Consider the following 13,530-nt stretch of genomic DNA (forward strand, 5'->3'; position numbering starts at 1 on the left):
ATATCATGGTAATTCGTTACGCATTGTACGGCCTTGCCGTCTCCACGCTCGCTATCGCGCAGGCTGACACCGCGGCGGCCCAGACCGGTAACGCCGCGCCGGCCAGCACTACGCCGCAGGACGCGACCGACGCAGGCGAAGAGATCGTCGTTACAGGCACGCGCACGGCGGGCCGTTCCCGCCTGGACACCGCCTCCCCGGTCGATGTGCTGAGCAATGCTGCCTTGAGCCGGCAGGGAACGACCGAACTTGGCGCATCCCTGGCCACGATCGCGCCGTCGATCGACTTCCCCCGTCCGTCGGCCGTGGACGGCACGGACGCCATTCGCCCCGCCACCCTGCGCGGGCTTTCTCCCGATCAGACGCTCGTGCTGATCAACGGCGTCCGCGCGCACACGTCCGCTTTGCTCAACATCAACGGCTCCGTGGGGCGCGGCGCCGCCGCCGTCGATCTCAACACCGTGCCGACGGTCGCGCTCGACACGATCGAAGTGCTGCGCGACGGTGCCTCGGCCCAATATGGCTCCGATGCCATCGCCGGCGTGATCAATCTGCGGTTGCGGCAGGCGCGCTCGGGTGGGGCTGCCAGTGTCACTTACGGCTTCTACGACACGAACGTGGATACGGCGCGGGGCGACCGCCACGTTTCGGGGGAACATACGCTGACGGCTTCGGCATGGCAGGGCTTCGGCTTCGGCAGCGACGGCTACGTCACGATCTCGGGCGAATATCTCGATCGCCGCCCGACCAACCGTGCGGATTACGATCCGCGCGTCACGCCGACGCAGATCACCGGGCGCTTCGGCGATCCGAAGACGCGGCAATATACTGGCTGGATCAACGCCGGTTCGTCGATCACCGACGATCTGCAGCTCTACGGCTGGCTCGGCTATCAGGAGCGCAACAGCGAGAGCGCGGCCTTCCCGCGCCTGGCGAGCGCGGCCGGCGCCGTCAGCGGCATCTACCCCAACGGCTTCCTCCCACTGATCCATACAACCTCGCGCGATCTCAACAGCGCGATCGGGATCAGGGGCAACCTTGGCGATTGGAATGTCGATGCGAACATCAGCTATGGCCGCAACCGCATCGCGTTCGAGACGCGCAACTCGGCGAACTACGCATATGGCAACAATTCGCCGACCGAGTTCAAGGACGGCGCGATGGTCTATGACCAGCTTGTCGCCGGCGTCGACGTGTCGCGCAAGTTCGATCTATTCCAGTCGCTGAACGTGGCTTTCGGCATCGAAGGACGGCGGGAGGGCTTCAAGATCACGCCCGGCGAACTTGCCTCCTACGGCTATCCGGAAGGCGCCGATCCCAGCAAGGTCGGCGCCCCCGGCGCGCAAGGCTTCGGCGGCTTCTCCCCTCTCAACGCGATCGAGAAGCATCGCGAAAATGGCAGCGCCTATGTCGATCTGGAGGCGCAGGTCACGAACAAGTTGCTCGTCGGCCTGGCCGGGCGCGTGGAAGATTATTCGGATTTCGGCTGGACCGGCAACGGCAAGCTATCGGTCCGCTATGATTTCACGCCCTGGTTCGCGCTTCGTGGCACCGCCTCCACCGGCTTCCGGGCGCCGGCGCTGCAGCAGCAATATTTCACCTCGGTCGCGTCGGTCGTGGTCAACGGGACACCGATCCTCACCGGCACCTACCCGTCCACCGCGCCGGTTGCGACCGCGCTGGGCGGCAGGGCGCTCGACCCGGAAAAATCGACCAACCTGTCCTTCGGCACCGTCATCCGCGCCGGCGGCTTCGATCTGACCGTGGACGCCTACCGCATCCACATCCGCAACCAGCTCGGCCTGTCGGAGAATATCCAGGCATCCTTCAGCCCGCAGGTCGCCGCCTTGCTCGCGCCCTATAATGTCTCGGCCGCGCGCTTCTTCATCAATGGCATTGCGTCCACAACCAAGGGCATCGACGTGGTCGCCCATTACCGCCTGCGCGCCGCCGCGGCCGGTACCTTCGACTTCACGGTCGCCGGCAACGTCAACGATACCGACGTGACGAAGGTGCCGACGTCGATCTCGGCCCTCAATCCCCAGCCGACATTGTTCGCGCGCAGCCGTATCATCACGCTGGAAGACGGCACCCCCGGCACCAAGGTGACCGGCACGATCGACTGGTCGCTCGACAATTTCGGCGCGACCGGGCGCGTGACCTATTATGGGAACGTCAACCAACCGGGCACGACCGCTGCCGCGGACGTCTTCACCGGACGGCGCGCGATCGCCGATCTGGAGCTGCGTTACCAGCCGAAGAAGGGTGTCCAGCTCGCCATCGGTGGCAGCAATCTGTTCGACACCTATCCGCGCAAATATCCGGCCGCGCTGAATTCAACGGGTGTGTTGGGCTTCCCCTTCTACTCCCCGTTCGGCTTCAATGGCCGCTATCTCTACGCCCGCGCGGGCATCAGCTGGTAGATTTAATATCCACAGCAGCCGGCATTTGGGTGGCGGCTGCTGTGATCAGCTGAGCGCGGAAATATCGTAGCGATCCACCAGCTCCGCCAGCCGCGACCGGATGTCGTCCGGCAGAGCCATAGGCGCACGATGATAATCGAACGTGCCGGCTACGCGCTGCTCGATCAGCACGTCATGCAGACTCCCCATCAACCCGTTGATCGCCGCTAGCGCGCGCGACATCTTATAGGCTTCCTCCCCGTCCGTGATCGTCAGCACGGTGACGTAGAAGGCGGACTGGCGGCTGATGATCTTGCGGGTGGCATGGAATTGCGCCCCGGTGATCGTGTTCCGCGCCAGCACAGAACGCAGCTGCTCCACCTGCGCCCGCACATAAGCGCGGAACTGGTTGGGCGTCGCCGGGGTGAACCCGTCCACCTCACGCTGGATCACACCGTAGACGGGGTCGGACAGCAGCAGACGGCAGAGCAGGGCATCGCGATAGACCTTGCCCCTTTGCTTGTTCTTGAAGCCGTCCTGCAAATGCCCCAGCGCCACGGTCAGCCAATCCAGCACGCGCGGATAGCGATGATCGTCGCGGAACAAGGCGCAGGCGAAGCGCAGATGCTTGAACTTGGCCCTGGCATATTTGAAGCCGAGCCGCTCCGCCTCCGGCAGATCGCGGTCGCGCTTCAGCGTATCGATCAGCGCCACCATCGCCCCGCGATGCACCCCGTCCTTCCACCATTGGCGGCACAGACGATAGCAGTCGACCAGCAGCGCCTGATCAAAATCGAGCGTGATGCGATCGGGCAGTTCGGTGTGGACATCGACAATGTCGTCGATCAGAACGGCTTCGAACAGCGCGTCGCATTGGGCGGCGGTGAACCGGGGCTCGTCGAGCGCGAGGGTGCGGTTCCGGGTCATAGGTCGACCGGGTCGGCATGCGGATGCTGTCGATAGCGCGCGCGGTTGCGATAGCTCGACAGCGTCGGGATCAGCATGAAGACGCCGGTCAGGATCGTTCCGATCAGGAACGCGATGCCCGCGCCGATCAGGCCCAGCATATGTGTCAGCACATAAAGCAGGCCGAGATAGATGACCGCCGAGGCTGTCTGGGCCGCCAGCGCGGTGCGCTGCCGATCGACCATATAGAGGAGCGATTCCAGCGGAAACGCCGCGGTCGAAACCACCAGCGACCAGGTCATGATCTGAAGCAGATCAAAGGCCTGCAGATATTTTTTGCCGAAGATGAAGCCGATCACCGGCTGCCCTCCGACGATCACCAGCAGCACCAGCCCGATGCCGATACAGGCCGAAAGCGCGCTGACGCGCAGGCCCAGCCGCCAGGGCTGCTTGCTGGCCGGATCCAGCCGCATGATTTCCGGATAGAAGCCACGGCTGAGCAGATCGGCGGGCTTGCTCGTCGAATCCATCAAGGTGCTGGCAATCTTGTACAGGCCGGCGGCGACCGGCCCGAGCACGGTCGCCACAACCAGATTGCTGAGCGGCCCCCAGGCCGAATAGATCGAATGGGCGATATTGGTCGTCCAGACGAAACTCCACGCCTTGGGCAAGCGGCGCGCCGTCGCGAACAGGCCGGGCCGGAACGCGTCGAACATATCGCGCCGCTTGAGTTCCCGCGCCGCGAGGAACCACAGGCACAGGTCCCCTGCCAGATCAGCCACATACCAGGTGATGACGAAGCCCGGGAAGCCCAGGTGCGCGAAATAGGCGATGACCGCGCCGATCGCGCGCATGATCGGCGTCACCACCTGCTGGCCGCCGATCAGGTCAAACCGGTCCAGCAGTCGCAAGACACCGACCGCCGTCGCCGCCGACATGGTGGGGACGAGCGTACAATAAGCGAAGGCGAGAACCAGGTTCTCGCCCTGAATGCCCATCCGCTCCGCCAGGAACGGCAGGGCGACCATCGCCAGCACCATGCCCACCAGCCCGCTGGCGATATCCAGGCCGAAGGCGAAGCGGATCGTATCGCGCGTGAAGCCCGTATCGCCCCGCAGCAAAGCGGGCGCGCCATAGCGTACGATGAACTGCCAGGTCTGGAATTTCACCAGCGCGCCGGCGCCCGTCGCATAGGTGTGAACGATCATCAGGATGCCGAACACAGCCGGGGTCAGCGCGTGACCGGCGCAGGCGAGCGAGATCAGCCCCAGCAGCGCCCCCGCGAGCTTGCCCGACCCCAGATAGCCGGCATTGCGGATGACGGACCGGAAAACGCCGTCGGCGAACCAGCGCTTCATGGGCGACGATCAGGGGTGGCGCGCAGCGGCATGGCGGCGGCCTGTAGCATCAGGATTGCGATTACGTCAGGCCCGTTCGGCCGCCAGTGTTTCACGAATAGCGCGTTTGGCCTGATCCAGCACCACATCCAGCGGCTGCGCCGAATCGATATCGACAATGGGCGCGCCGCCGAAGGTCAATTGCCGCACGTCCGAAATCTTCGTTTTCAGCGACGATGGGCGATGGTCGGGCTTGCGCGCGATCGCGGTGTCGAAATCGACGTTCAGCCGGATCACCAGATCCGGCTTGTGGCCCACCATCCAGTCATATTGGCGGCGCTCCCACCGGCTCAACGTGCGGATCAGCCAATTGCCCCGACCCGGGGCCGCAAGGCCCAGCCCGTCCATCGGGCCGGGGATCTCCACCTGCGGAAAGCGATCCGTCAACACGGCGATGCCGCGCCGGCGGATCTTCAGCATGTGCCGGAACCGACGCACGCGCCGCATCGAGAAAAGATAGATGACGAAGGCGGTCAGCGTGCCCGGTCCCTTGGGCGCCTGGGCTTTGTCTGCCTTCGTCCGCAGCGTCTTGGCGAAGCGCGGCCCGATCACCGGCCAGCGCGCGATCGCCCGCCCGATATTTCCGGTCTGCTTGCCAAGATGGCACAGTTCGGTCGGTCGCGCCTCGCGCATCCAGGCCAGCAGATTGGCGCCGACGGTCGACTTGCCCGAGCCGTCGGAGCCGACCAGTGCGATCAGCGGCGCGGGGCCCTGCCCGTCCGATCGAGCCGTCGGCATCATGATCTCATCGGCCATCGTCTGCATGCCCTGTTCAGGCGGCAACGCGAAGCGGATCGGCGTGCGTCAGGATCGGCTCGACCCGGGCGAAGGCTTCCCGGCGCACGCTGTCATAGCCGACGCGTGCGTCCAGATCGACGATGCGCGCGCCGTGGAAGCGCAAGAGCGGCGTTACCCGTACCTTTTCGCGCAGCAGGTCCGGCTTGTGATCGGGCTTGCGCATCAGCGCCGTTTCCGCATCCACGTTCAGGCGCAGCACCACGTCGGGCAGGAAGCTCGCCATCCACTCGTAGATATGCCGCTCCTGTTCCGCCAGCCACGCCACCACGGGGCTTCCGGCGCGGGCCGCCGCAAGACCCGGGCCATCGTAGAAGCCCGCAATTTCCGTTTGCGGATAGCGATCGGTGATCACCGTCACGCCCTTGCGGCGTAATGCCAGGACACGCTGGAAGCGGTGCAGCCGCAGCAGCGAGAAAGCGAACACGACCAGCGCGGTTGGCAAGCCGGGAATCGTCTTCTCCTTGCTGCGCGTCTGTTTGGCCTTGCGGGCCAGCGCATGCTCGACCCGGGGGCCGATCAACGGCCATTGCCGAATCCGATTGCCGAGCTCGCCCGATCCAAGCCCCAGATAACAGACTTCGGTCGGGATTTCGGCCGCGAGCGTCGCGCGCATATCGGCGGACAGCGTCGACTTGCCCGATCCATCGCACCCCACGATCGCGATCAGGGGCGCAAGCTTGGGTGGATGATCCCGCTCGGCCTCCAGCCGGTCGATCGTCGTCAGCCCCACGACGAGAAGCAACGCCGGTACCGCCATGTCCATCTCGACCAAGGCGCGACCAGCGTGAAAGGCCACCATCAGGATGGCCAGAACAAGCGCGACAAGGGAGACAGCGTGGAGGAGCCTCAAACGTGTGCGCAACGGGATCAGATGCTGCTGCATTGAGGCTAAATAAGTTAATGATGCGAAATTGTAACACCTCCGAAAGTATAGTTGAATCGGTTCGTCGCATCCGCGTGCGATGACGCTTGGCGCCCGCATCATGCCCGCCGCGGAGGCGTGGGCCGGAGAACCGCTATCCGTCGGAAATATCACAAAAATAAGGGCCCGACCTCGGCAGAGATCGAGCCCGCATGCGATCAAAGTGATCGATCTTTTTATTCGTAATCCGCGCCGAGATTCTGGGTCCGCGGGGGCGCCGCAGCCGTAAGGCGCAGCGCTTCGGCCGATGCCGACAGCGAGCCGATCGCGTCCGGCGCATCTTCCTCGTCGACCTGCACGCGCTGCAGGTTCTGCACGACCGCCTCTGTCAGGTCGGTGGGGACCACGGTTTCTTCGGCAATCTCGCGCAGGGCGACGACCGGGTTCTTATCGCGATCGCGATCGATCGTCAGTTCGGCTCCGCCGGAGATCTGCCGGGCGCGCTGGGCTGCGAGCAGCACCAGATCGAACCGGTTGGAAATTTTGTCGACGCAATCTTCGACGGTAACGCGCGCCATTTTGAACGCTCCGCTTGACCAAGCATTTTGGTGGTGTCTGGAAGGTCGGCGAAATAGGACGAGTGGGTGCAAGAGTCAACGAATCCATCCGTCGAGCCGCAGAAGGCCTCCCCCGACCCATCGGAGGCAGCAAGACATTTCACGGTTGATGGCAATCGGCTGACGCTGCTCGTGTCGGGGCGGAAGCGGCTCGAGGCCCTAATCGGGCTGATCGACGGCGCCGAACGCACGCTGCGATTGCTCTACTACATCTACACCGATGACGAGACCGGCCGCGAAGTGCGCGCCGCAATGGAGCGCGCGCTGGAGCGCGGCGTTCGCGTCTCGCTGATCGTGGACGGCTTTGGCAGTTCGGCACGACCGGAATTCTTCAAGCCGCTCAAGGCACTGGGTGCCGATGTCTGTCACTTCCTGCCGCGCTACGGCCGCCGCTACCTGCTCCGCAATCATCAGAAGCTCGCGCTGGCCGATGAGCGCCACGCCATTGTGGGAGGGTTCAACGTCGAAGACGATTATTTCGACGAGGTGAAAGGCTGGCGCGACCTTGGCATCTGTGTCGAGGGGCCGACGGCCGAGCGGCTGGCGGGCTATTTCGACGCGCTCGCAAGGTGGACGCATCAGCCCAAGGCCAAGCTACGCGATCTGCGCCAGGCGCTCGGCCGCTGGAGCAATCCCAAAGGCGGCAAGACCAGCTGGCTGCTCGGCGGCCCGACCCGGCGGCTCAGCCCGTGGGTCCGCACCTTGCGCGCCGATGTCGGCAAAACCCGGCGCCTGGACCTGATTGCCGCGTATTTCGCGCCGACGCCGCGCATGATGCGCGCGATCGAACGCGTCGCCCGACGCGGCGGCCAGGCCCGCGTCATCACGCCGTCGAAGACGGATCATAATGTCGCGATCGCGGCGGCGCGCCACACCTATCACCGCCTGCTGTCGCGCGGCGTGAAGGTGTTCGAATATCAGCCGCTGAAGCTGCATACGAAATTGTTCGTGATCGATGATATCGTCCACATCGGGTCGGCCAACTTCGATGTCCGAAGCCTGTTCCTGAACCTGGAGATCATGCTGCGGATCCAGGACAAGGAATTTGCCGATCACATGCGCAGCTATTTCGAGGGAGAATTGGCCAATTCGCGCGAGATCAAGGCCGAGGAGCATGAAAGATCAGGCTTCCTCGCGCGCGTGCGCTGGGCGGCCGCTTATTATTTGATGGCCGTCGTCGACGCCAGCGTCACCCGCAAGCTCAACTTCGGCATCAATCAGTAAACCAGCGCATCATGGCGGCGGGCACGCCCTGCCGCCCGAGCGACCTTAGTCCTTCCAGGCCCAGTAGAGCTGCGCCGGCGGGATGTTGATCGGCTCGAACGCATGATCGATCCGCTCGAAGCCCATCTTCAGGAAGTCGCGCACCTTCGGCGAGAATTGATAAACGAGAAACGCTCCGCCGACGCGCAGCGCGGCCGAGGTCTCGGTCGCGATCTTGGCGCCGACGCCCGGCGGCAGGGTCGAGAAGGGCAGGCCCGACAGGATATAATCCGCCTGTTCGTGACCATGATCGCGAATGATCTGACGAACGTCGGCAGCAGATCCCAGTACCGGGAAGAAGCGCGGATCGTTGATCGTGCGGGCCAGATAGCCGATGAAGTCGGCATTGGTATCGATCGCGATATAGGTCGCATCGGGCGCCATCCGGTCCAGGACCGCCTGGCAAAACGTCCCGACGCCCGGGCCATATTCTACGAACAATTTGGTGTTCGCCCAGTCCGTCCGCGACAGCATCGTCCGGATCAGCTTGCGCGATGACGGGATGATCGAGCCGACCATGACCGGATGGCGCAGAAATTCCTTGAAGAACATCGCCAGCGGACCGGGGCCCGAAACCGGGCGACCGCGCGCGTTGCGCTTAAGCGCCTGCTCGGCGACGGGTGAATTCATTGTGGCACGATCCCTATGACTCGCAATGGTCGCCGACCCGTCGCAAAACTGACACGTATTGGCAAGAGACGCGCATGTGTCTCAAACGATGCCCATCGCAAAAGCATCGCCGACGAAACGTGCCCCTGGTGCGACCGGCGATGGCAATGGGCCAAACCACCACTTCGCAGCGGGTTAGCCCAAAGAAAAAAGGGTCGGCCCCGTTGGGAGCCGACCCTGAAAGTTTAGGAGAGGATGCCTGAAAGGCATGCTCTGTATGATGATTGCGCTAACATTGTGCAAGTGCGAAGAGGTATTTGGCGGTTGCGAATTGCGCAATTCGCATTCACAATCCTGCGCAACCACGTTGTTGCAGGCGCATCCGGTCCGGCCGGCTGCCGCCGTCCCTAGGGAGACATGATGTGCGCCGACTGCCACCGTTAACCGCCGTCGAGGCGTTCGTGCAGGTCGCTCGCCTTGGTTCGGTCAAGGCGGCCGCGGAAGAACTCGCTTTGTCCTCTCCCGCTCTAAGCCGCCGTATCCAAGCGCTGGAGCGGTTCGTCGGTCGGCCGCTGTTCGAGCGGCGCCATCAAGCGATGATGCTGAACAATGACGGCGAGCAATTGCTCGCGCGCGTTGCCCCTGCATTGGACGCGCTCGCTGTTGCAATCGACGCAACCACGGGCGACAGCGAGTTGCTGCGCCTGCGCCTCAATGTGCCGCCGCTTTTTGCATCGCAGCGATTGATCGGAAAGCTGCCCGAACTGAAGGCGCGGCATCAGTCGCTGCATATCGACCTCGATACGCAGCCCCATGCGCTCGCCCGGCTCGGCGAAGGTCTGGATGCCGCGATCGTTATCTCGCGGGACATCGATCCTGCTCTATATTCGCGCAAGATCGCACAAAGCCGTGTCGCGGCAATCGGCTCGCCCAAGCTGCTGCAGGGCAATGATGCCATCCGCCAGCCGGACGATCTCGCCCGCGCCACCATATTGGTGCACCGGGACATGCCGGAATTGTTCAACATCTGGCGCGAGTCGATCGGCCGGCCCGATCTGGAGCCCGGCGCCACCGATCATTTCGATTCGGGGCAGCTGATCCTCGATGCCGCAGCCCAGGCGCTGGGCGTGGCCTTCATGCTCGACGAACATGTCGAGGGATCGCATGATCCGCGCCTCGTGCGGATCTTCAACGAAGTGGCGGATTCCAGTTACAGCTACTGGTTCGCCTCCCGCCGCACCGGCCTCTCCAACCGGGCGGTGAAAATCTTCCACGACTGGCTGTTCGAGACGATCGCCTGAACCGCCAGCCGTGGAGACTATTCCTTAAGAGATGGTTGCCTTGACGATCTTGCCGGGCGCCCGCGGCGGCTCGCCCTTGGGCAGGGCGTCGACATGCTCCATGCCCGACGTCACCTCGCCCCACACCGTATACTGACGGTCAAGGAAAGTCGCATCATCGAACACGATGAAGAACTGGCTGTTCGCGCTGTTCGGATTGGACGAACGCGCCATCGAGCAGATGCCGCGCACGTGCGGCTCGGACGAGAATTCCGCCTTGATGTCGGGCTTCTTCGATCCGCCCATGCCGGTGCCGGTCGGATCGCCGCCCTGCGCCATGAAGCCCGGGATCACGCGATGAAACACGACGCCGTCGTAAAAGCCTTCCTTGGCGAGATCGGTGATCTGCTGGACATGATTGGGGGCAAGGTCGGGACGCAGCTTGATCACGACGTCGCCGCCGGTGTCGTTGCCGGTGTCCAGTGTAAGCGTCAACGTTTCTTCAGCCATTTGAATCTCCAGGTCTACGGGCAAAATCACCCTGAATTTCACCCGCTCATCCTGAGTAGGGATCGAGGAGCTGCCGTCGGCAGCGTCTCGAGAGCCCGTATCGAAGGACCGTGCTTCGATACGAGCCCTCGATACGGCCCTACGGCCCTACTCGGTCTCTACTCAGCATGAGCGGGAGGGGATTGGGTCAACACTAGGCAGCCGCCACCACCGGCGCCAGTCCATATTCGGCCGCCACCAGTTCGTACGAGCGTCGGCGTGCCTGGTGATCCGGCAGGATGTTGACCAGCATCAGCTCATCCGCGCCATAATCGGCGGCGACCTGATCCAGGCCGGCGCGCACCTGCCGCGGGGTGCCGAGCACCGTTCGCCGCCGCTGCCGGTTCGCCTGCGGATTGTCCGCCAGCCAGGCCAGCGCATCGTCCACCGACGGCACGGGGATGGTGGTTCCTGCGAACAAGTGCGCGAACATCATGCGCGCGGGCGCGGCCAGCCGTTCCGCGTCTTCAGACGTGGGCGCAGCGATCGTCCAGGTCGCCGCCATCACATAAGGTTCGGCCAGCTGCGCCGAGGGACGGAAATTGGCCTTATAGGCGCGCGCCAGATCGCCGCCTTCCGAGTTGATGAAGTCGGCGAAGCAATAAGGCAGGCCGCGTTCCGCTGCCCAATAGGCCGATTCGGGCGAAGACCCGAGCATCCATAGCTCGGGGCTGCCGCCGCCCGTCGGCAGCAGATCCTGCAGCGGCGCAAAGGCATGGCCGTCCGGCATCGTTCCCTGGAGATAGGCCGTCAGCTCGTCCAGCATGTCGGGAAAGTCGTTCGGCATGCGGCGACTGCGATCCCGTTGCAGCGCGAAGGCCGTGCGCTGATCGCTGCCCGGCGCCCGGCCCAGGCCCAGGTCGATCCGGCCCGGCGCCAGCGCCGACAGCATCGAAAAGGTCTCGGCCACTTTGAACGGCGAATAATGGGGCAGCATGATCCCGCCCGATCCGACCCGGATCCGCTCCGTCGCCAACGCTACCGGACCGATCAGCGCCTCGGGCGCCACGCCGGTCAGGGATCGCGACGCATGATGCTCCGCCAGCCAGTAGCGATGATAGCCGAGCGCGTCGGCGGTCCTCGCCAGATCCAGCGTATTGCGCAGCGCATCGACCGCGGTCGAACCTGCGGCGATGGGGGACTGATCGAGGACGGAAAGATGATAGGTCACATCCACTATATGGGGCGTGCATCCCGCTGATGAAGGGCTGACAAGGCGGATTGTGCAGCCTAAGCGGGCAGCGGCGTTGCGGGGAGGTGGTATGAGCGAGCGCGAACCCGACATCGCAGATCCGGACGAGCTCGCCCTCGCAGAGCCCGTCGCCGCCGAACCCTCGCATGACGAGGATGACCGGTTGACGCCGGACTTCGTCGATGCCGTCATCGAACATGTCGAGGCGGATGAGGTCGCGCAGGCGCGTGCGCTGGTCGAACCGCTCCACCCCGCCGACATCGCCGATCTGTTCGAACTGGCTCCGGCCGATCAGCGTCAGCCGCTCGCCAAGATCCTGGCCGAAATGCTGGACGGCGACGCGCTGGCGGAGATGAACGACTGGGTGCGTGACGAGGTGCTGGAAGCCCTCAGCAACCAGCAGGTCGCCGATCTCGCCTCCGAACTGGATACGGACGACGCCGTCGCGATCATCGAGGACATGGATCTCGAGGATCAGCGCGAGGTCCTGCGCGCGATGGAGCCGGACGATCGCGCCGCGATCGAGGAAGCGCTGTCCTACCCGGAGGAATCCGCCGGCCGCCTGATGCAGCGCGATCTGATCGCGGTGCCGGAACATTGGACCGTCGGCGACGTGCTCGATTATCTGCGCGGCAATGAGGATCTGACCGAGGATTTCTGGGAAGTCTTCGTCGTCGACCACGGCCATCACCCGATCGGCACGTGCAAATTGTCCTGGATCCTGCGGGCGCAGCGCAAGGTGCCGATCGCCGAGGTGATGGAGCGCGAGCAGACGCTGATCCCGGTCGACATGGATCAGGAAGAGGTCGCCCTGCGCTTCCAGAAATATGCGCTGATCTCGGCCGCCGTGGTGGATCATAATGATCGCCTGGTCGGCATGATCACGGTCGACGACATCGTCCATATCATTCAGGAAGAAGCCGGGGAGGACGCGCTGCGCCTGTCGGGCGCCGGCGATGGCGACATTAACGAGCCGCTGCGGCTGACCATTCGCACCCGCATGATGTGGCTGCTGGTCAACTTGCCGACCGCGATGCTGGCGGCCGCGGTCGTCGGCCTCTTCGACGGAGAGATTGCCCGGTACGCCCTGCTCGCCGCGCTGATGGGGATCGTCACCGGCATGGGCGGCAATGCCGGCACGCAGACGTTGGCCGTGGTGGTGCGCGCGCTCGCCACCAATCAGCTGACCGAATCCAATACCTGGCGCATGATCGCGCGCGAATTCCGCATCGCCGCCGCCAACGGCCTGTTGCTCGGCCTGTTCATCGGCGCCGGATCCTATCTGCTCTATCACCGTGTCGATCTGGCGATCGTGTTCGGGCTGGCGATCCTGATCAACAACCTTGTCGCCGGCTTGTCCGGTGTGCTGGTGCCGCTGACGCTCGAGAAGTTCCGGATCGATCCGGCCATATCCTCGGCCGTGTTCGTGACGATGTTCACCGATTGTATGGGCTTTCTGTCCTTCCTAGGGCTCGCGGCGATCGTCGGCCTGCACGGCTAACTTGAACGGGCGCGAACAGGCGCCAGATGGGGAATGTGCCCCTGCTTCACCTTACCAAAGTCGCCGTCGGCTGTTCGGACGCCGATCTGTTGCGCGAACGGCTAACCGGTCGGGCCGCGGCGGGCGAGACGTTCGTCACCACCCGCTACCGGCC

12 protein-coding genes are annotated in these 13,530 nt (G+C 64.2%); 4 read left to right on the forward strand and 8 right to left on the reverse strand.

The features are described from left to right. Positions 1-5 precede the first annotated feature (5 nt). Positions 6-2,423 (forward strand): TonB-dependent receptor plug domain-containing protein, encoded by a 2,418-nt coding sequence (locus ACOJSI_RS12745; RefSeq protein ID WP_420138670.1) that lies wholly within the window; start codon positions 6-8, stop codon positions 2,421-2,423. Positions 2,424-2,468: 45 nt separating this feature from the next. Here ACOJSI_RS12745 and ACOJSI_RS12750 read toward each other — a convergent pair whose 3' ends face one another. From ACOJSI_RS12750 to rpoZ, 5 genes are all read right to left on the reverse strand, one after another. Further along, positions 2,469-3,329, reverse strand: coding sequence for a hypothetical protein (locus ACOJSI_RS12750; RefSeq protein WP_420138671.1), 861 nt, complete (start codon positions 3,327-3,329; stop codon positions 2,469-2,471). Next, positions 3,326-4,666 carry a lipopolysaccharide biosynthesis protein gene (locus ACOJSI_RS12755; RefSeq protein ID WP_420138672.1) on the reverse strand — a complete coding sequence of 447 codons (1,341 nt, stop codon included), beginning with the start codon at positions 4,664-4,666 and terminating at the stop codon, positions 3,326-3,328. The genes ACOJSI_RS12750 and ACOJSI_RS12755 overlap by 4 nt, the downstream gene beginning before the upstream one ends. A gap of 66 nt (positions 4,667-4,732) precedes the next feature. Then, positions 4,733-5,461, reverse strand: a complete 729-nt coding sequence (locus ACOJSI_RS12760; RefSeq protein ID WP_420138673.1) for a nucleoside triphosphate hydrolase — start codon at positions 5,459-5,461, stop codon at positions 4,733-4,735. Between the two features lie 16 nt (positions 5,462-5,477). After that, positions 5,478-6,386, reverse strand: coding sequence for a dTMP kinase (locus ACOJSI_RS12765; protein WP_420138674.1), 909 nt, complete (start codon positions 6,384-6,386; stop codon positions 5,478-5,480). 215 nt (positions 6,387-6,601) lie between these two features. Then, positions 6,602-6,943, reverse strand: a complete 342-nt coding sequence (gene rpoZ / locus ACOJSI_RS12770; protein WP_420138675.1) for a DNA-directed RNA polymerase subunit omega — start codon at positions 6,941-6,943, stop codon at positions 6,602-6,604. A gap of 66 nt (positions 6,944-7,009) precedes the next feature. Between rpoZ and ACOJSI_RS12775 the strand changes: the two genes are divergently transcribed. Next, positions 7,010-8,206 (forward strand): phospholipase D-like domain-containing protein, encoded by a 1,197-nt coding sequence (locus tag ACOJSI_RS12775; RefSeq protein ID WP_420138676.1) that lies wholly within the window; start codon positions 7,010-7,012, stop codon positions 8,204-8,206. Between the two features lie 45 nt (positions 8,207-8,251). Here ACOJSI_RS12775 and ACOJSI_RS12780 read toward each other — a convergent pair whose 3' ends face one another. Continuing rightward, complete coding sequence (locus tag ACOJSI_RS12780) at positions 8,252-8,875, reverse strand: class I SAM-dependent methyltransferase (RefSeq protein WP_420138677.1); 624 nt, start codon at positions 8,873-8,875, stop codon at positions 8,252-8,254. Positions 8,876-9,276: 401 nt separating this feature from the next. On the opposite strand from ACOJSI_RS12780, the gene ACOJSI_RS12785 reads away from it, so the two are divergent. Beyond that, positions 9,277-10,155, forward strand: coding sequence for a LysR substrate-binding domain-containing protein (locus tag ACOJSI_RS12785; RefSeq protein WP_420138678.1), 879 nt, complete (start codon positions 9,277-9,279; stop codon positions 10,153-10,155). Between the two features lie 24 nt (positions 10,156-10,179). Here ACOJSI_RS12785 and ACOJSI_RS12790 read toward each other — a convergent pair whose 3' ends face one another. Further along, a complete protein-coding gene (locus ACOJSI_RS12790; protein WP_420138679.1) occupies positions 10,180-10,644 on the reverse strand; it encodes a peptidylprolyl isomerase in 465 nt (154 codons plus the stop codon). Between the two features lie 193 nt (positions 10,645-10,837). Beyond that, positions 10,838-11,854 carry an LLM class flavin-dependent oxidoreductase gene (locus ACOJSI_RS12795; RefSeq protein ID WP_420138680.1) on the reverse strand — a complete coding sequence of 339 codons (1,017 nt, stop codon included), beginning with the start codon at positions 11,852-11,854 and terminating at the stop codon, positions 10,838-10,840. Between the two features lie 91 nt (positions 11,855-11,945). On the opposite strand from ACOJSI_RS12795, the gene mgtE reads away from it, so the two are divergent. Beyond that, positions 11,946-13,376, forward strand: coding sequence for a magnesium transporter (gene mgtE / locus ACOJSI_RS12800; protein WP_420138681.1), 1,431 nt, complete (start codon positions 11,946-11,948; stop codon positions 13,374-13,376). Positions 13,377-13,530: the final 154 nt, after the last annotated feature.

The sequence above is a fragment of the Sphingomonas sp. genome, assembly GCF_048595155.1.
Taxonomy (GTDB): domain Bacteria; phylum Pseudomonadota; class Alphaproteobacteria; order Sphingomonadales; family Sphingomonadaceae; genus Sphingomonas_I.